The organism is Prosthecobacter sp. SYSU 5D2 (assembly GCF_039655865.1).
Lineage (GTDB): Bacteria > Verrucomicrobiota > Verrucomicrobiia > Verrucomicrobiales > Verrucomicrobiaceae > Prosthecobacter.
Window position 1 is genome coordinate 584,316 of record NZ_JBBYXL010000001.1, and the last position, 18,786, is coordinate 603,101.

The 18,786-nt window shown below is 59.4% G+C and carries 17 protein-coding genes; 9 read left to right on the forward strand and 8 right to left on the reverse strand.

From position 1 onward, the window contains the following. From WJU23_RS02440 to WJU23_RS02450, 3 genes are read right to left on the reverse strand one after another with little or no spacing between them, the layout of a single operon-like run. On the reverse strand, positions 1-480 hold the full coding sequence (locus WJU23_RS02440) for a hypothetical protein (RefSeq protein WP_346330938.1): 480 nt from the start codon (positions 478-480) through the stop codon (positions 1-3). A 4-nt stretch (positions 481-484) separates the two neighbouring features. After that, a complete protein-coding gene (locus tag WJU23_RS02445; protein ID WP_346330939.1) occupies positions 485-3,493 on the reverse strand; it encodes a PVC-type heme-binding CxxCH protein in 3,009 nt (1,002 codons plus the stop codon). Further along, positions 3,490-4,752, reverse strand: coding sequence for a hypothetical protein (locus tag WJU23_RS02450; protein WP_346331001.1), 1,263 nt, complete (start codon positions 4,750-4,752; stop codon positions 3,490-3,492). Before WJU23_RS02450 ends, WJU23_RS02445 begins: the two co-directional genes overlap by 4 nt. On the opposite strand from WJU23_RS02450, the gene WJU23_RS02455 reads away from it, so the two are divergent. Together WJU23_RS02455 and WJU23_RS02460 are read left to right on the forward strand one after the other, a co-directional pair. Further along, positions 4,663-5,031 carry a hypothetical protein gene (locus tag WJU23_RS02455; protein WP_346331002.1) on the forward strand — a complete coding sequence of 123 codons (369 nt, stop codon included), beginning with the start codon at positions 4,663-4,665 and terminating at the stop codon, positions 5,029-5,031. The two genes, WJU23_RS02450 and WJU23_RS02455, sit on opposite strands and share 90 nt — an antisense overlap. After that, a complete protein-coding gene (locus WJU23_RS02460) occupies positions 5,028-5,915 on the forward strand; it encodes a polyphosphate kinase 2 family protein (RefSeq protein WP_346330940.1) in 888 nt (295 codons plus the stop codon). Before WJU23_RS02455 ends, WJU23_RS02460 begins: the two co-directional genes overlap by 4 nt. A 115-nt stretch (positions 5,916-6,030) precedes the next feature. Here WJU23_RS02460 and rph read toward each other — a convergent pair whose 3' ends face one another. Together rph and WJU23_RS02470 are read right to left on the reverse strand one after the other, a co-directional pair. Then, on the reverse strand, positions 6,031-6,816 hold the full coding sequence (rph, locus tag WJU23_RS02465; protein ID WP_346330941.1) for a ribonuclease PH: 786 nt from the start codon (positions 6,814-6,816) through the stop codon (positions 6,031-6,033). 67 nt (positions 6,817-6,883) lie between these two features. Continuing rightward, positions 6,884-7,699, reverse strand: coding sequence for a hypothetical protein (locus tag WJU23_RS02470; RefSeq protein WP_346330942.1), 816 nt, complete (start codon positions 7,697-7,699; stop codon positions 6,884-6,886). 150 nt (positions 7,700-7,849) lie between these two features. Between WJU23_RS02470 and WJU23_RS02475 the strand changes: the two genes are divergently transcribed. Beyond that, the gene (locus WJU23_RS02475) at positions 7,850-8,779 is read left to right on the forward strand and encodes an amidohydrolase family protein (protein WP_346330943.1); all 930 of its coding nucleotides are present in this window, start codon (positions 7,850-7,852) and stop codon (positions 8,777-8,779) included. Between the two features lies 1 nt (position 8,780). Here WJU23_RS02475 and WJU23_RS02480 read toward each other — a convergent pair whose 3' ends face one another. Next, positions 8,781-11,420 carry a hypothetical protein gene (locus WJU23_RS02480; protein ID WP_346330944.1) on the reverse strand — a complete coding sequence of 880 codons (2,640 nt, stop codon included), beginning with the start codon at positions 11,418-11,420 and terminating at the stop codon, positions 8,781-8,783. 361 nt (positions 11,421-11,781) lie between these two features. Here WJU23_RS02480 and WJU23_RS02485 point away from each other — a divergent pair, with 361 nt between their 5' ends. Next, complete coding sequence (locus WJU23_RS02485) at positions 11,782-12,504, forward strand: HAMP domain-containing sensor histidine kinase (protein ID WP_346330945.1); 723 nt, start codon at positions 11,782-11,784, stop codon at positions 12,502-12,504. Positions 12,505-12,552: 48 nt separating this feature from the next. Here WJU23_RS02485 and WJU23_RS02490 read toward each other — a convergent pair whose 3' ends face one another. Both WJU23_RS02490 and WJU23_RS02495 read right to left on the reverse strand, forming a co-directional pair. Then, the gene (locus WJU23_RS02490; protein WP_346330946.1) at positions 12,553-13,977 is read right to left on the reverse strand and encodes a DUF2851 family protein; all 1,425 of its coding nucleotides are present in this window, start codon (positions 13,975-13,977) and stop codon (positions 12,553-12,555) included. Positions 13,978-13,984: 7 nt separating this feature from the next. Further along, complete coding sequence (locus tag WJU23_RS02495; protein ID WP_346330947.1) at positions 13,985-14,644, reverse strand: HAD-IA family hydrolase; 660 nt, start codon at positions 14,642-14,644, stop codon at positions 13,985-13,987. A 242-nt stretch (positions 14,645-14,886) separates the two neighbouring features. On the opposite strand from WJU23_RS02495, the gene rpsB reads away from it, so the two are divergent. From rpsB to glmM, 5 genes are all read left to right on the forward strand, one after another. Beyond that, on the forward strand, positions 14,887-15,576 hold the full coding sequence (gene rpsB, locus WJU23_RS02500) for a 30S ribosomal protein S2 (RefSeq protein ID WP_346330948.1): 690 nt from the start codon (positions 14,887-14,889) through the stop codon (positions 15,574-15,576). A gap of 39 nt (positions 15,577-15,615) precedes the next feature. Beyond that, positions 15,616-16,218, forward strand: a complete 603-nt coding sequence (tsf, locus tag WJU23_RS02505; protein WP_346330949.1) for a translation elongation factor Ts — start codon at positions 15,616-15,618, stop codon at positions 16,216-16,218. A 155-nt stretch (positions 16,219-16,373) separates the two neighbouring features. Beyond that, positions 16,374-17,177, forward strand: coding sequence for a diadenylate cyclase CdaA (gene cdaA / locus WJU23_RS02510; protein WP_346330950.1), 804 nt, complete (start codon positions 16,374-16,376; stop codon positions 17,175-17,177). Beyond that, positions 17,158-17,313, forward strand: a complete 156-nt coding sequence (locus WJU23_RS02515; RefSeq protein ID WP_346330951.1) for a hypothetical protein — start codon at positions 17,158-17,160, stop codon at positions 17,311-17,313. The genes cdaA and WJU23_RS02515 overlap by 20 nt, the downstream gene beginning before the upstream one ends. A gap of 60 nt (positions 17,314-17,373) precedes the next feature. Beyond that, positions 17,374-18,738: a phosphoglucosamine mutase gene (gene glmM / locus WJU23_RS02520; RefSeq protein ID WP_346330952.1), complete on the forward strand. Its 1,365-nt coding sequence runs from the start codon at positions 17,374-17,376 to the stop codon at positions 18,736-18,738. Positions 18,739-18,786 lie beyond the last annotated feature (48 nt).

Consider the following 18,786-nt stretch of genomic DNA (forward strand, 5'->3'; position numbering starts at 1 on the left):
TCACACGGACGGTTCAGGGTTCCCAGCGCGAAGAAACTGGAGGACTTGCGGAATGGCTTTGAGAATCTTCAGATCATCTTTCATCTGAATCCAAAAGAGGAAGTAAAGTGTTGAGAAGAAGGCTAACCAATTTCCTGATGAAACGGGAGCACCATCTTGTCCGAGACCAATCCCTGCAATGATGGGTGGGAGGAAATAGGTCAGGTTATAGAGGTGTTTGCGTATGTGCCAGTGTCTCAACTTCGGGCGGCGATAAGCGCGCATCAATCGCGTGAGCTGGAAAGCAAAAAAAGCTCCCACCACAAGATAAAAACCTGTTACCCCTGCCAAAGCCGCTGAGATAGCTAACGACGCCAACAACCAAATTCCCCAACTGATCCACAGGCGATTCCTCAGTAACAAGAGCTCTTCCTCAGTAATGGAGGAATCCCGTCCCAGCATCCAACTCTCTGTGATTTCGTCTGTGATAGTGTCGATCATCGTTTCATAAAGCATTTCCGAGACTGGCAAGATACGCCACCAGATCCCGCAATTCATCACGGGTCAGATTCACGATGAGTCCCTCCGGCATCAGGGATCCTGCTTCCTGGCGGTCCTTAATCTCACTCAGCGGGAAGCGCGTCAGCGTGCCGGCCAGGAAGTCCTTCAGCTCCAGTTCGCCGTTGCCTTCAGCAGTGCGGTAGCCTTGCAGGGTGCGGCCGTCTTTCATCGTCAGCGTGGTGGCCACATAACCTTCTTTGATCTGCCGGTTAGGCCACACCACGGCCTCGATCAGCAGCTCCACCGGCACGCCACGCCCCACGGCATCCAGCTCGGGGCCGATGATGCCGCCTTGCTTATCAATCTGATGACAAGCCACACAACCGGACAGCGGCGAGGCAAAGACCGCCTTGCCTCGGGCCACATCGCCGCTGGATTTCACTTCTGCGGCCAGTGCCTGCACCCAGGCCGGATCATAAACCGGCTGCGTGTTTTTCACGCCGATGATCTGGCTCAGCACGGCGGTCAGGGCCGCATCGCTGCGGCCGGTGGTGGTCAGGGTGGTCAGCGCCAGTTTGGCCGTTTCTGGCATGCACGGTTTCTTTTCCAGTGTCGCTGCAAAAGCCTGCACCGCTGCGGCACGCGACAGCAGGGGGTTGAGCCAGGCTTGCATTGTTTTTTCTTCTTTCACCTGGTCCAACATCCCCGCCGCCTTCACTCCACCCAATGGAGCCTTGGTAGCGACCAAGGCCGTCAGTGCTGCAATACGCACCGGCCAGGGCTCCTCCTTTTTTTCCAGCAGGGCGACAAAGGTATCCGATGACTCGCCAAGTTTGCCCAGGCTCTCAATTGCCGCCTGGCGCAAAGGCAGGGCTGCTTGGGCATCCAGCCCTCGTTCACGCAAGGCACTCGCCAGGCCCTGGAGCTTCCACGCGCCTGCCAGCTTGGAGGCTGCGACCCGGGCCTCCTCCCCACCTGTTTTTAGCAACGTTTCCAAGATCGCCTCCGCGCCTTCAGGCGCTGCCAGCCGCCGTTGCCCGGCCACCGCCGCCAGATCACTCAACACCGCCGGATCGGTGAGCCCCATCTGTAACGCCCGCAGCCGATCCTCCGGCCCGCCACGGGTCACCAGCACCTTGTTCAGCGCCAGCCGCAGCTCAGGTGAAAGCGACTCCGCTTTCTCCATCATCCCACGCGCCACGCTCAGCAGTTCCGCACTGCCATCCTTCTCCATCAAGTAAGCCAGGTGAGCCGCCGGCAGCGATCCCAAAAACGCCGCCCCTCCATCATCGCCCTTTAACAAAGGTTTCCATTGCAGAGCCGTCGCATGCACCGCCAGCCACAGCGCCCGGTCAAGAAAGCTGTCCATCGGTTTGTCCAGCGCCATCAACGCCACCTTGATCGCCTCCGGCTTCTGTACCTTGGCGCAGGCGACGATCGCCTCGAGACGGACAAGTGCCGATTCATCCCCCACCTGCCGCTCCAGCTTGGCCAGCACGTCAGGCACAGTATCCGCCCAGTTACCCAAAGAATGCGTCTTATAGGCTTTCAATCCTTCCTCTCCCTTGGCCACTTCATCCACCAACTCAGGCACAGGTTGCTCATCACCCTCATGCAACTTCAGCTTGAGCCACGCCGCATCTCCCTCATCCGCCAGCCCAGCCACCGCCTCTTCCAATGGCCGCGCACGCAGCAACCGCATCGCCTGATAAGCCTTCCAGCGATCCTCCCCCATCGCCATGTTTTGAAGCTCCCCAGTCCCCATCTTCGCACTGAGCACCGAGAACTGAGCACTTTTCTTTCCCTTCACCGTCATCCGCCAAATCCGCCCATGCCCCTTGTCTCGGTTGGGATGCCTAAAGCTAGCCTGGTAATGCCCAATAATCGGATTGTACCAGTCGGCGATATATAACGCCCCATCAGGACCAAAGCGCACATCAACGGCACGGAAGGCCACATTGTCACTGGTGATCAGCGGAGTCTGCTCAACCGCCTCAAAGGCGCTGGGATTCTCCTTGTCCTCCACGAGCTTGTAGCGGTAAACGGCATTCTCAAAAAAACCGCCGGCCACCACTTCATCACACATCTCGTTAGGCCAATGCGCATTGAATGGAATGTCCACGCCGCAGTATTTGCGCAGGCCGCTGGTCTTGATGATCTGCCCGCTGTTGGGCAGCATGAAGCGGCTCAGCAGGAAATAGGGGATGCCAGGCTGGTCCGGCACCTCCGGCACGCTGATCTCCTTGGGCCGCGCCCAGAACATGCCCGCCGCACCCGCCACCATGACGGGCTGGCCCCAGCGTGTGAAAGCGGTGCCCCAGGCATTCAGCGGCATCCCGGTGGGATAGGCCTCCAGCTTGCGGCTGCGCGGCCAGAAGCGCCAGAATCCGGCTCCATAAAGCTGCTTCACCCCCCAGGCGGTGGTGACCCGTGAATAACAATGCAGGCCCTGGTGCATGACCAATGTGCCATCCGGCGACCAGACAAAACTGTTCAGGTTTTGGTGCGTATCGGCGGTGCCGAAACCGCTGAAGATTACCTCCGTCTGATCCGCCCTATCATCACCGTCGGTATCCGTCAGCAGCAGCAGCTTCTCCCCTTCCCCTACATAAAGCTGTCCTGGCCCGCCCAGTTCCATGCCCATCGGCATGCGCAGGCCTTCGGCCCACACCGTGCTCTTGTCCGTACGACCATCGCCATCGGTATCCTCCAGGATGATGACCTTGTCATTCACCAGCTCCCCCGGCGCAGGCTGCGGATACGCGCTCGTCTGCATGCACCACAGGCGGCCCTTTTCATCCCAGCGAATGGTCAGGGCATTGGCAATGCCATCGCTCTCATCGGCAAAAAGATTCACCTCAAATCCCTCCAGCACCTTGAAGGAAGCCAGCTCCGCCGCAGGCGAATGATCCGCAGGCGGCTCCCCCACCGAGATGGATTTCCGGTCGGTCTTCTGAGCCCCCGCAGAGGCACTCAGCAGTGCATAAACAAACAGCCAGCGCAGCGCTTTCACGGCAGTTTCCTCCCCAGTTCTTCGGCCTTTTTCCATAATTCGTTTTCCTTGGCTTCGATCAATGCGCGGTATTGCTCCAGCTCCGCCGGAAACCACCTCCGTCTTGGGTCCAGGTGATCCCGGCTGCTCGGTTGCGAGGTGCGGTCACCATGCAGAAAGGCCCAGTTGGAAGGACGCCAGTAGTCATGCCAAAGTTTGCTCTTGGCCGCGATGGCCGCCTTCAACTCCTGCGTGCCTTGACTGCCCGTACTGAGGCTGCTGCCCATCACCCGCAATCCCAGCTCCTGCGCCCCCGCCTGTGTGAGATTCACCCCGTCCGAGGTCATCGGCTGCGTGCGCGCATGATTCCAGCCTTCAGACGATCCCGCATAATAAGCACCATGCGCCTGTGCTACTTCCCAGATGACTTCGTTATACTTCACCAGCACCGGATTCAGCGCACTGAGATCCCGCAAAGGAGCCGCCTTCTTTTCAAACGGGGCCGCCTCCACCAGCACCAGCTTGGGAGTGACTTCAGCGCAAACCTTCACCATCCTGTCCAAAGCCTCGCGAAACTCCGCCAGCCCAGCCTGACCGAACTCCAGGCATTCCTGGCGGCCAAACATCAGCATCACACAGGTGGCCTGCGTTCGTTGCAGTTGCTGGCGCAAATCCCCAAAGTTCAGCGGGCGGTCCTGCCGGAAAACCGTGTCCGTTTCCCAGGCCAGCGAGCGCATTTTGGGCCGCATCTCCGCGTGGCCTAACAGGATCTGCGATTCCAGGCTTCCCTCCTCCAGGATGGCCACCGCTTCCGTACCGCCAAGCACTGCAATGACTTCATCCTTCCCGATCTCAAAGCCATCCATTCTCTTGGGTCTGGACTTCGATTCCACCGGCAGCTTTTGGCCCAGTTCCAATATCTCTGGTCGGGACAGCGCCCGATCATAAAGCCGCACCTGTGAAATCACTCCGCGCAAAGAGTCATCCCCCATCACCAGCGAACTTTTTGCCAAAGGCAGCGGCCCACGAGGAAGGGGTCCGCTGACCACTTCGATCCCGTCCACCCAGATCCCCGTCAGCGCCTGACGGGCATCCCGTCGCACCCGCAGCACCACATGATGCAACCCGTCCATTGACTGCCCATCAGACCGCAGAGGGGCACTTAGCTTCAGCTTTTCTCCTGAAGGCGTTTGAATATCCACCGCGATTTCGATTTCTTTTCCAGCCTCAAGCACCATTTTAAAGTGTGCTGTGTTTGCCAGGAAAACAGTTTGGGTTATTGGGTCTCCTTTGAAGTTAAGGTGAAACGAAAGGCTGAAATCATCCAGCTGCACATTCCCGGTTTCCACCATACCGGATTCAATGCCCGGGCTTTCGTGTCCACGCTCCACCTGGGCCTGGAGAGCTGTGCTGATGAAAAAGAGAAGACTTGCCAGATGCAAACGCATCGCCTGATAACTGCGGACCTGGCAGCATTCTTGCCAAACAAAACCTGTTCAATCCGCACCGTGGCTGTTATTGCTGAAACAGCTTCTTCACTCCCCCCAACAATCTCATGAAACTCAAACTCGACCTTCACGACTTCCGGGTGCCGGATGGCAAGCCCTTCCGCATTGCCAAAGCCAAAACGAAGGTGAAGAGCCTGTACTCGGACAACGCCCATTACGAGACACTGATCGCCCAGTTTCGGGAGGAGATTGATGACCTGCAGCAGAAGATGTACGCCCAGGACCGCCAGGGTCTCCTGCTCATCTTCCAGGCCATGGATGCCGCCGGCAAGGACAGCACCATCAAGCACGTCATGAGCGGTGTGAACACACAGGGAGTGGAGGTCCACAGTTTCAAGCGCCCCACCAGCGCCGAGCTGGACCACGACTTTCTCTGGCGCACCTCCCGCGTGCTGCCCCAGCGGGGCCGCATCGGCATCTTTAACCGCAGTTATTATGAGGAGGTCCTCTGCTGCCGGGTGCATCCGGAGATCGTCACGCAGATCCAGCGCCTGCCGGAAAAAACCACCAAGAACCTCGACAAGCTCTTCTCTGACCGCCTCAAGGACATCCGCAACCTGGAAGCCTACTGCCACCGCAACGGCATTCGCATTGTGAAGTTCTTCCTCAACGTCTCCAAGGACGAGCAGAAAAAACGTTTCCTGGCCCGTATCAACACGCCCAGCAAGAACTGGAAGTTTGAGGAAGGCGATGTCAAAGAGCGCGGCTTCTGGAAAGATTATATGCGCGCCTATGAGGACGCCATCCGTGAGACCGGCACCCAGGAATGCCCCTGGTACGTCATCCCCGCCGACGACAAGAAAAACATGCGCCTCATCGTAAGCGCCGCCGTCTTGCATGAAATGCAAGGCATGAAGCTCAAGTATCCAGAGCTGCCCCCTGAGCAGAAAGCCCAGCTAGCGGTGGCGAAGAAGCTGCTTCTTGAAGAAAAGTAAGTTAGGTCAATGAAGCAAGCCAAAACCGTTGATCGCCCGAAGACACCTGTCTTGGGACGGTTGCTTTTCTCGTTGTGACCAGTCTTTCCGCACTGGATAGCGCAGACCACTGTTATCACTTCTTCCCAAAGAACGCCGCCAGCTTTTGCAGGTCCTTCGGCTCAGCCGGGCGCATGGCGCTTTCGATGGCCTGCTGCTGGATCGCACATAGCTCGGCGATGCCTTTGCGGCCGACGGTGAGCATGGCGTCAAGCTCCGCCTGGCTAAAGGTGGCCTCTTCACCGCTGCCCTGGATCTCCACAAAGTCTCCCTTGTCCGTGAGCACCAGGTTGCAGTCCACATCGGCATCACGGTCTTCCACGTAGCAGAGGTCCAGCAGGGTTTCACCTTTCAGCACCCCGGCGCTGATGGCGGCCACCTTTTTCGTCATGGGCTGCTGGGTGATCTTGCCCTTTTCCAGCAGGCGGTTGAAGGCGATGGACGCCGCAATGCAGGCACCGGTGATGGAGGCGGTGCGCGTGCCGCCGTCCGCCTGGAGGACATCGCAGTCAATACACAGGGTGCGCTGGCCCAGTTTTTTGAGATCCACCACGGCCCGCAGGCTGCGGCCGATGAGGCGCTGGATCTCGATGCTGCGGCCATCGGGCCGGCCCTTGCTGCTGTCGCGGTCCTTGCGGTCCAGAGTCGAATACGGCAGCATGGAATACTCCGCCGTCAGCCAGCCGCCCTGCACATTCTGCATCTTCATCCAGCGGGGCACTTCATCCTGGATGGTGGCCGCGCAAATGACGCGGGTATCGCCAAAGGCGATGAGCACGGAAGCCGTGGCATGGGGGGCCACGTCCAGGATGTAATCAATGGGGCGAAGTTGGTCGTAGGTGCGTCCGTCGGGTCTGGGCATCGCTGGCCTTAGCACAGGGCAAGCAGGTTTGCCAAGCAGCAATGCCGTTATCCATCGCACCCAGGCATCACACGCGGATCATGTCCTTCACCACCTGGAACCACAGGTAAAAACAGCCGCGCCAGGAGTAGCGGAACACGCCTTCCCCCGCCGGCTCAATGACGCCGATGGTTATATTATGGTCAATCTGGGCGCTCATATCTTTCTCAATGTAAGCGGACAGCTCTTCCGTATCCAGCTCCACCAGCTGCTCCGTGACCTGGCTCTTGCTCAAAAAGGCCTGATGCGCCATGACCAGATGCTCCATGGATTCCACATACACCTGGCGGTTCACCAGATGCTGCGGGGAAAACTGCATCGTCGGCGCGAAGGGATAATTCGTTGTCGTGTAAGTCACCCCGGCCTGTGTGCGGGACGTGAGGCTCACATACGAAAAGGCAAACTCCCCCTGCTGCGCCAGCGCAATGGACGCCTGGGTGCGGGATTCAGCATGATAAAATAGCCTCATGAAATGGTCCGTCTCGCTCCATTTCCAGCCGGTGTCTCCCGCTTCCACAAATCCCGCCGCCTCGGTTTCCCGGCTCAGTTCGTCCAGATCAGGAAAAACGTCCCGCGATGGCGGGAAGCGGTGCTTCACCTCACTCGTGATGGGAAAGCGCAGTTGCCGCACCCGCCCGACAATTTCCAGCCAAGGGAGCATGAACCACAGCGCGATGCCGAAGGCACCCGCCGCATGGCTGTCCGTCAGGAAGTATCCGCCCATGTAGGAAGCCCCGAGATAAGCCAGCCAGCCCAGCTTTTGCAGGAAGCGGTTGTCAAACGTACGGCATGCCACCGCAAACACGACGGTCGCGGCCAAATAGAGGAATTGCTGGAGTTCCATTTCAAACAGGGGTGCCTGCCAACCGGCAACCACACCCCTTCCTTATCTATAAACTGACGCCACAATCTAGGCAACCGCTCAATCATCGCCCCTTTCCACCCGCAATTTTTGTCTTTCCCCTGCCGTTTCAGGACCACCATACTGCCCTTCATGAACCGCCGCCGCTTTCTCCAGACCGCTGCCCTGGCCGCCTCTCTTCCTCTCCAGGCCCGATGCGAGAGCGCTACCGCGACCCGCATTATTGACACCCACACCCACTTTTACGACCCCACCCGTCCAGGTGGCGTCCCCTGGCCGACCAAAGACACCCCGCTTTACCGCACCGTGCTTCCGGCTGACTGGCAGGCCTTGGCCAATCCCTTGGGAATCAAGGAAACCGTCATCGTCGAAGCCAGCCCTTTGGTGGAGGACAACCAGTGGATCCTTGACCTGGCTGCGCGGGAAAAATGCATTGTCGGTTTCGTGGGAAACCTGGACCCGAATGATCCCCAGTTCGCCACCAACGTGAAGCGTTTTGCCGCCAATCCTGTCTTTCGTGGCGTCCGCTGGCGGGGAAACCTGGTGCAACTGGATGCCAATGAGGACAAGGTGCTTGCCGGGGCGAAAACCCTGGCTGCGCATGGGCTGGAGCTGGACCTTAACGGACCGCCCGCCACCCTGCCCCATGCGGCCAAACTGGCCGCCGATGTGCCGGACCTGCGCATCGTCATCAACCACGTGGGCGCAGCGGGCGACCCCCAAAAGCTGAAGCCTGAATGGCAGGAAAACATCCGCCTCATCGCCCGGCAGCCCAATGTCTTTATGAAAATCTCCGGCATGCCGGAGCAGGTGCGCTCCCCCGAAGGCCAGGCCCCGCGTGATGTGGAACACTACCTGCCCGTGCTGGATCATCTCTGGGAATGCTTCGGCCCGGACCGCCTCATCTATGGCAGCAACTGGCCCGTTTCAGACCGGGGTCTGCCTTATGATGCCATGTTCAAGATCGTCTCCACCTACTTTCAGGGGAAGGGCCGTGAAGCCGCAGAGAAATACTTCTGGCAGAACTCCAAGACCGCTTACCGCTGGGTCGAAAGGGCCTGAGTCACTGCCGGTCTGGCGCATCTCCCGCAGCAGGCTGGGCCATATTAATGGTTGGAATCGAGCCTGACCGTTCCTCCCCCGGCACCATCGGTTTCACCTGGGCGGGCATCTGCTTGGACGGTGCGATTATCCCCTGCTTAAACTTGGCGATCTCCTCCGGCGTCGGCAGAATCGCCTTGCGGATGATCGGCACGGGCGCTGGGGGTGCAGCCGTTGCCGGCTCCATTTGCTTGGCTGGAGCAGGTACAGAATCAGGTGCCTTTGCCACCGGAGCAGGCACAGGAACACGCACCTCTGCCACTGGCGCAGGAACAGGAACACGCACCTCTGCCACTGGCGCAGGTGCTTCTACCGGTGTTGGCTGCATGGTCGTCATGACCACAGGTGCCTCAGGGTTCGTCTCAGGCTTTGTTACTGGCACTGGTCGCGCTTGCGCAGGCGTTTTCATCGCGGGCACCTTCTTCACATATGGCATGGCGGCGATCTCGCCCTCCGGCTTTTGCACCGGGCTGACCGGCGGCTCCGTCCGGCTCACTACCGGTTTGGAGGTTTCTTTTTCTTTTGGCGGTGGGGCCGAAACAGGTTCTGGGAGGCTTGCCTCTGTATCCGGCGCAGCGGCCAGAGATTCAGGCTCATTCACTGTATCGGTTTTTGCCAGGTCCACCTTGGCAGCCATGGGCGGGTTTGCAGCCAGCGGCTGCGCGGGGTCGCCATAGGAAAACAGCCACCAGCCAAACAGGCCCATCATCACCGCTGCGGCTGCCGCCCACACGGGCCAGGCAGAGCGATCCCTCGCCGGGCGCTTGCTGAAGTCTGTCGGTTTCAACTTCCGCGAGATCGGTGTCAAAGCCTCAAAGTTGTCATCGCCTTCCGCCGCACCTCCGCCCCATTCATTGTCAAAATCGGACACGCTGCCTGCACTTTCCATTTCCTCCACTGGCACGGTGATCCCGCGTAACCGGGATGCCAGGTCCGGCCCTTTGGAAGTGGTCGCGTGCATCAGCCCTTCAAATTGCACCAGGAACTCCGCCGGATTAGGGGCCTGGCCATGATGACGGGATTTTTCCAGACATTCCTGGACATACTCCGCCAGCATCTCCGGCGTCGCTTCCGGAAAACGCGGGCTGCCCGCCGTCTGGCGCTGGCCTGTCAGCAGATAGGCCGCCAGGGCGATGAAACTCCGGCAGCGGTAGTCCCGGTCAGCCAGGTGCGCTTCCCCATGCTCTCCGTGCTCGGGCTTGTCCACCAGAGGGGGTTCATAAAGGTTCCGCATGGTCAGATGCGCCCGCAGTTTCAAGCTGAAGGCCGGCCAGGCATCCAGACGCTTCTGCATGAGCCTTTCGTGCTCGCGAGTTAAAAGGGGCCCGCTTTTTCCCACTCTCAACACAATGTTGGAAGGATGCAGGTCCAGCCGTTGCACACCGCATTCCAGTGCCTGCTCCTGCCCGGCCTGCACCTGTCTCAGCAGCACGGCCACCTCTTGCGGATTCAGCGTGATGCGCTCCGCCAGCAAGCGGCTCAGGGAAAATCCTGGCTCTCTTTCTTCCGTCAGGAAGGTCCAGTCCGGGCTTTCCCACAAGCTCAGGCTGCGGAGAATGTTTGGATGCTTGTCGGCATTGAAGCGCCACATCTGCAGCGGAACCGCCTCATATTGCGTTTTGTCCACAATGCGTGATGGCGGCAGCATGTGCACCGTCACCGGCTGCTCATTCTTCGTGTTAAGGCAAGGGATGGAAAAGGGATACCGCCGTACATCATTCTCCCCCTCCACGCGAAACCGGTTCCCCAGGATGATTTCCACAGGCACATTTTCCAGCAGCATGTCCTGCAGTTGCGAGCGGGGTTGCAGGGCAGCAATCACCACCAGTTGCTTGCGCGGATTACGCGCATTGATGCTGCTCACCAGTGCTCCGATGGCCTCCCTCACATCATCGCGTATGCGTTCCAGAGACCTGGGGCAGTTTTCCCGGTCCGTCAATGCGGCCCGCATCGCCGTTCTCAGGCTCATCGGCAGGGCGGTCAGCGGCGGATACCGGTCCGGATTGTCTCCATTGAACTTTTTGCCCGTCAGCATCAGGAACATCAGCTCGCACAGCTGGATCACCAGTTCTGCGCCGGTCTCCTCCTCCCTCTCTTCCGTGGACAGGCCGTAGTCATAGATGCGCAATTGTAAAAATGTATCTTCCAGAGTCGTCATCACCACCCGGTCCAGCCGCATGTGGGAAACCAGACGCTTGTATTTCTTCAACTGAAGCAGATCATCCAGAAGCTGGAAGACCAGAGAAAACACTGTGGCAGGCTGCAGCGGCCCCCGCCTTTCCACATAATCCTCAATGAATTCCCCGTCATTCAGATTACTTGTGTAGTAAACCAGCCCCTGGTCTTCACCCACATCCAATATCCTCATGAAGGAAGGCCCCCGGATCTCCGAAGCCTGCTTGGCCCTCTCAAAGGCGGATTTCTTAGCCACCGAATCCAGTGTCCGCCCGCTGCGCAGGATGTGCAGTTCCACCAGTCTCTTGATCGAGGCATCAAACGCCAGAAACACCACTTCCTCCGGAGAGCGCACCAGCCCTACGGGTTCTCCACCCGCACGGCGCGCGATCATCAAGTGACCAAAGCTTTCGATTTCTGGAAGCATGGGAGCGAAGAGCGAAGAGCGATTGATTTAAAAACCTAAATTGAGGGGCAAAAAATTAAGCTCAGAGTGAGCCAAACTTGGAACGAAACTTTCTGGCATTGCAAAATACTGTAAGACAGAGTAACGATTTGGCAAAAAGATTCCAGAAAATCTGATATTTATGGAAGCAAATAGTCTGCTTGACCTTAATTTTATAAAATTATTACGCAGGTTCCAGTTTTTTTGCGTGTCATTTCCCTCAAGCCGGACCCAAACACCTTCAATATTCGCTGCACTTCCACGCACCTATCACCACCTTGCCCTAAAATGCGGTTGCTCGCCCCCTGCCCAAGCTGCATAACTGCTTGATCTGTCTCCGCCAATGCAATTTGTTTTCCCCACCAATCTTCAACTCGGTCATGAACACAGCGATGGGTTTCATCAAGAGCTGCTGCGGGGGCTCACTCACAAGTTGAACAACCTGCTGGCCGTCATCCAGGGCTTTAGCAGCCTCATCCTGATGACCGATGATCTGGACCCGGGTGTGGCGGAGAACATGCAGCACATCCGCGAGGCCTCCGTCGGAGTTTCCGCCCTGAGTGAGCGTATCCGCTCCGCAGGCGGCTGTGCCAAGCTCACGTTACAGCCTCTCAGCCTCAATGAATACCTGGGTGTTGTAGAAGGCGCCCTGCTGGAGCCCTTCACCAAAAACAACATTCAGCTCGAAGCCGATGTTCAGCAGGGCCTGCCGCCTGTGCAGGTGGATCCGACCAAGTTTAAGGACATTCTCATCGAGCTTTTGAAAAACGCAGCTGAAGCTGCCAGCAAATCCGGTGGTCGCGCCATGCTGAAAATCGCCGGTCCTGGCGTCATCACTCCGGCAGAACAACGTCGTGTGGACATCCTGGTCAGCAACACTGGCTCGCACATTGCCCCGGAAAAGCTCTCCGAAGTCTTTCGCCCCTTCCACGGAACCAAGAACAGCAACCATCTCGGCCTGGGTCTCACCATCGCCGCCATGCTGTCTCATCAGATGAATTTGCAGATCGGCATCGCCTCTGAAAACAGCACCACCACCCTGTGGCTGAGCTGCCCCGCCGCCTAACGCAAGGCTTACCCGTCATTGCTCAAAGTCTGCGCGCCCCGCCACCGCTCAAGACCACTCCTTCAACCTCTCCGGGAAAGGACAGTCCGCGCAGGCTGAATCATCCTCCAGACAGAAGTCTTCATAAACTTGCAGCAGGCCCTGGTGATGATGCAGCTTCTTTTGAAATTCTCCGGCGCGTTCACTGTCGCCAAACAGCCGCAGCACCGCCCGGCGCACTTTTTGGTTATCCAGCAGGGCTGGCAGTTCCAGATATTCCGCCCATAGCCGGCTGCGCTCCGGCATCAGCAGCGGATAGGCCACATTCGCCAGCATCTCCTGCACCCGGGTTTCTCCGACGAGTGCCAGCGGCTTCGCCGCGCTCTCGGCTAACAAAGTATAATGAGTGGACCAGTAATCATGTGTGAGTGACAGCAGTGCCTCCCGCCACCCTTCCTGTGACCAACGGCCTGCATCCATCAGCGGGGCGGAGATCCGCCCCCACTGCTTCAGCATCGCTGTCAGTGCGCCCAGCCGTCTCTGAGGATGATTCCCCGGCCGGATTGCCGCCGGCTTCCATTTCAGCGTCTGCTGCGGTTGCAGCCAGCGTTGCGCGGCATTCCGTTGTTTCCACCACGCCTCCCACAGACCGCGCAGATACACCCGTGTTTCCGGCAGCGTTTCCTCATAGCGCACACTTTCCAAAAAGCCGCTCACCCCGAAAAGCATCGCCTCCCGCTCCGCCAGCGGCAGTTTCATCAGCCGCTTCACCGGCAGCCGTTGCGCCAGGATGTTAAACGGCTGCTGATTGTTCCGGTAACCGAGTGTTTGCGCCAGCGCCTGATACACCGCCTGCTCACGTCCATGTGCCGCCACACAGCGGTGCAGCCGCAGGCTCTTCCTTTCCAGCCGGTATTGTGCGGCCGATTCCAGCATGGACTGCACGCGTGCCGGTTCCATCTCCCCCAGCGGTGCATGGCAGCGGCCCAGCCTCGCCGCCGCCAGCCCACGGTTCGGCCTGGCCTGGTCTGATAAAGCCGCTGAGCTCAGCCGCACCTGCACGATCTCTTTGTGCTCGCAGGTCCGTGTATAAAACCGCTCCTCCGGCGCCTCCAAAAACAGATGCAGCACCACCCGGGCATAGTCCGCATTGGCCCCATGGGCGTGGCGTTCCCAGTCCCGCGCATCCGGGTCCAGTTCAATGTCCCCGCTCAGCCTCTTCCCTCCCACCTCCACCGTGCAGCCGGTGAAATCCGGGCCCGAGCTGGAATTCCAAATTCCAAAATCCACCACCTTCACCGGCTTCCCGTCCGCGCTCAAAAACTCACTGCCAAACGCCCCGCTAAACCACAGGCTCTGCAGATCCAGCTCATTCAGCGGCTGCGCAAAGCCCGGCAGCGTGATCTCCTCCAGCCCCAGAAACACCGACTCCCGGAAACGCTGATATCGTTCCGCCAACGGCAAGTTCAGGTGCGTGGGTGCTTCGTCCGGCATGGCATCATTATTTCTCCATGAGTTGGCTGATGGAAACTTCTGCCAGCGATCCCGCCCGGTGCAAGGCCCCGTCAAAGTCCAGATGCTGCGTCATCGGCCCAGGCACCACGATGCAGCGCATCTCCGCCGCACGGGCGGCGCGCAGGCCGTTCAGAGAATCTTCAAACACCAGCACCTCATGCGGGTGCACCTCCATCTTCCCTGCGGCATGCAGAAACAGGCTTGGGTCTGGTTTCACCTTGCCCGTGTCATCCACCGTCGTCAGGTGGTGGAAGTAAGGCCTCAACCTCAGCTCATCAATCCACCAGCCCACCCAGGACAGCGGGCTGCTGCTGGCCACCGCACAGGGGATGCCCAGCGCGCGCGCCTCCTCCAGCCGGTCCACCACACCGGGCAGCGTCGTCAGGGTGGCCCGCAGTTCCGTCTCCCGCTCACGGCGGCTTATTTCCAGCTCCTCCCACAGCAGCGCCTGCCCCATCAGCGCGTCCAGATCCCGGCGGGGATCATATAGATCGTTAAATTCCGTCCCGATCGCCTGGGCATACGTCTCCAGCGGCAGCTCATGCCCATGCCGTGCATACAGCTCCTTCCAGGTCAGGTAGCCCACGCTCTCGGTATCCACAATCAGCCCGTCAAAATCGAAAAGAATCGCACGAATATCAGCCATCCCCGGACTATGCCGCGCCTCGGTTCCCTCGCAAAAACAAATCACACTCCCGTTTCCGTCACGAAAAACCGCTTGCCCATTCCCCGTCTGCCCCTACTCTTGCCGCCCTTTTGCCGGGCACTTCTGCCTGGTACAGGGATCGTCCAAACCTAAACCGCCTCCCCTTTCGGATCTGTGCCTTCTGGCATTGAGCGTCCGCTCCCTGAGCGAAACGTGCGAAAGACCGGCATCCATCAAACTACATGTCCCAAGCACTCGCAGAACTCGTCGAAGCCGGAGTCCATTTCGGCCACCAAACCAAGCGTTGGAACCCGAAGATGAAGCCTTTCATCCTGGATTCCCGCAACCAGATCCACATCCTCAACATCGAGGAAACACTTGTTCAGATTGACAAGGCCGCTGAGTTCCTTTCCGAGCTCGCCCGCAAAAACAAGCGCATCCTTTTCGTCGGCTGCAAACGCCAGGCCCAGGAGGCCATCCGCGAAGCGGCTGAAGCCTGCGGCCAGTTCTACGTCAACCATCGCTGGCTCGGCGGCACCCTCACCAACCTCGAAACCATCCGCAAGAGCGTCGCCCGCCTTGCTTATCTGGAAGAGATCGAGAAGAAGCCTGAGTTCAAGCTCATGTCCAAGAAGGAACTCGCCTCCCTGAACCGCGAGCGTATCAAGCTGGAGCGCAACCTTCGCGGCGTGCGCGGCATGGACAAGTATCCGGATGCCGTCGTCATCGTGGACTCCGCCCGTGAGCACATCGCCGTTCACGAAGCCCGCCGCCTCGGCATCCCGATCGTGGCCCTCGTGGACACCAATGCCGACCCTGACAAAGTGGACTACCCCATCGCCGCCAACGACGATGCCATCCGCTCCATCCGCATCATCCTGCAGAAGCTGATCGACCCCGTCATCACCGCCACTGCCGAACTCAAGAAGTAAGAGCCGCAAACTCCCAACCCCGTTACCCTTTAAAGAAACATGGCTGAAATCTCCGCAAAAGTCGTCATGGCCCTTCGTGAAAAAACGAACGCCGCCATGATGGAATGCAAAGCCGCCCTCAAGGAAGCCGAAGGCGACCTCGAAAAGGCTGAAATCATCCTTCGCAAGAAGGGCACCATCAAGGCCGAGAAAAAGGCAGACCGCCAGACGAAGGAAGGCATCATCGCCTCCTACATCCACATGGCCGGCCGCATCGGCGTGCTCATCGAAGTGAACTGCGAAACCGACTTCGTTGCCCGCAACGAAATCTTCCAGGCCTTCGTCAAGGACATCTCCCTCCACATCGCTGCTGCGAATCCCAAGTTCCTCGCTCGCGAAGAAATCTCCGAGGCACTCATCGCCAAGGAGCGCGAAATCGCCGCCGACCAGGTCAAGGGCAAGCCCGAGGCCATCGCTGAGAAGATCATTCAGGGCAAGATTGACAAGATCTTCTCTGAGCAGTGCCTCCTGGAGCAGGCCTTCATCAAGAACCCCGACCAGACCATCGGTGACTACGTGAAGAGCAAGATCTCCGAGCTGGGTGAAAATCTCGTCGTCCGCCGCTTCGTGCGCTTCGCTGTCGGTGAAGACCTTGCTGAATAAGGCATTCCGGCCGCTCTAAGCAGCCAAAAAAAATCATGGAGGGCGGGATGCAAATCCCGCCCTCTTTATGCATTGGGAGGACTATAAAATTCCCTTCCAGAGAGGTACTCCTTGCGCAACGCCCTTCGCTGGGCTTTGAAGACGGATAGCCGACCATGTGGGAATTCCTAAAACAGCACTGGCGCGATGGCGTGGAGATCCTCATCCTCGCTGTGCTGGTCTATCAGGCCTTCCTGTTCTTCCGGGCCACCCGTGGTGCCCGCATCCTGACGGGCTTGTTGATGCTCCTTCTGGGCCTCGCCCTGGTCTCGCAACTGCTGGAGCTGGAGGTCATCACCTGGCTGCTCCAGCGCATCTCCGTCTTCCTGGCCATCGCCCTGGTCGTCCTGTTCCAGCCGGAACTGCGCCGTGTCCTGGCGGAGTTGGGCAGCCACCGCATGTTCTCGCTCAACCGCCCGGACCCGGAATCCCTGGATGTCCTTTTGGAGGCCATGCAGCAGCTTTCCGCCCGCCGCTGCGGAGCTCTCTTTGCCATCAAGCGCGGCATTGACCTGCGTCTGCTGGCGGAAACCGGCGTCAGTGTGGATGCCAAACTCTCGCCAGAACTCATCACCACCATCTTTCATCCCAAGACCGCACTGCATGACGGCGGGGCCATCATTGACCAGGGCCGCATCGCTGCCGCTGGCTGCGTCTTCCCCGTCAGCCAGCGGGAGGTGCGGGACCGCGCCATCGGCCTGCGCCACCGAGCCGCCATGGGTGTGACGGAGGAGACCGATGCCATCGCCCTCATCGTCAGCGAGGAGAGCGGTGCCCTCTCCATCGCCTACCGGGGCAAACTGGAGCATGATCTTGAGCCTGACGAGCTGCGCCAGCGCCTGAACGAGCTGCTGACTTATGGGGCAGCGGCTGCTGAACCTTTAGCGGAGGAACCGACGCGTGACCTGGGGCCAGTTTAAACAATTTTTCACCCGCAACTGGCGCGAAAAAATCGTCGCCATCCTGCTGGCCATCCTGTTTTGGTTCATGATCAAAAGCCAGGTCAATCCTCCGCCCCGTTACGAGCCGCCGCTGCCGCCGCTGAGGGCGGTGTGATGCAATGTCTGACAGCCCGGCTTTGACACTGGCCCTGTCCTGCGTTAAACCGCGCGCTCTATGTCTGATAAGCGTCAATTCTTCGGCACCGACGGCGTCCGCGCGGTGGCCAACCGTCATCCCATGACCCCTGAGTTTGTCCTGCGCCTGGGACAGGCCGCCGCCGCCGTTCTCGGAAACCGGTCCGAAGGAGGCGAGCGCCCGCGCTGCATTATTGGCCGTGACACTCGCGCTTCGGGCGAGATGCTGGAGGCAGCGCTCATCGCTGGCTTGAACTCAGCCGGGGTGGACGTGGTGCTGGCAGGCATGGTCCCCACTCCCACCGTGGCCATGCTGTCGGCACAGACCGGGGCCAGCTTTGGTGTCGTCGTCAGTGCCTCGCACAACCCCTTTCAGGACAACGGCATCAAGTTTGTCCATGGCAATGGCCGCAAGCTCAATGATAAGACCGAGATCGCCATTGAGCAGATCGTGCTTGGCAACACCCAGGAAGCCGCCCGCCCGGAGGGGCGCAACATCGGCCGGGTAAGCCGCATGACCGATGCCGTGGAGCGCTACGTGGCCCACGCCGTGGCCAGCATGGGCGGCACCCGCCTGGATGGCATGCGTGTGGCCCTGGACAATGCCCACGGTGCCGCCGCCTACACCAGCGCCCTCGCCCTGGAGCAGCTCGGTGCGGATGTGCAGGTCTTTCACAGCGAGCCGGACGGATTCAATATCAATGAAGAGTGCGGCTGCACCCACAGCGAAGAATTGGAGCGCCTGGTGCGCCAGTCCCAGGCCCAGGCCGGCATTGCCCATGATGGTGATGCGGACCGCATCGCCCTTTGTGATGAGGAAGCCATTGCGCTTGATGGCGATGAACTGATGGCCATCGCGGCTGAGTCAATGCTGCGCAAGGGCACACTGAAGCAGAACACCCTGGCCGTCACCATCATGAGCAACTACGGTCTGGACGACCTCGTCTCCCGTCGGGGCGGCCGCGTGATCCGCACCAATGTTGGCGACCGCTACGTGCTGGAGGAGATGCATTCACGGGACCTCAACCTGGGTGGCGAGCAGAGCGGTCACATCATCTTTGGCGACTGGGCCACCACCGGCGACGGACTCATCGCCGGTCTGCAGGTGCTCAAAATCATGAAGGAAACTGGCGAGCCGCTGAGCCAGCTCCGCAAGTGCCTGAAGAAGTTCCCCCAGGCCGCCCGTAACCTCCGCGTGCGTTCCAAGCCACCCATCACCGAGCTGGCAGATGCCCAGAAGATCATCAAGGAGACCGAGAAGAAGCTCGGCGATTATGGCCGCGTGCTATTGCGCTACTCCGGCACCGAATCCCTGATCCGCCTGCTCATCGAAGGCCGCGATGTCGAATACCTGGAAGCCCAGGCCGACAAGATTGCCTCGGCAATCCTGGCCCAGATCGGTTAGTGAGTATACGAAGCGGGGGCCGTTTACACGACCCCCGCTTTAAGTTTA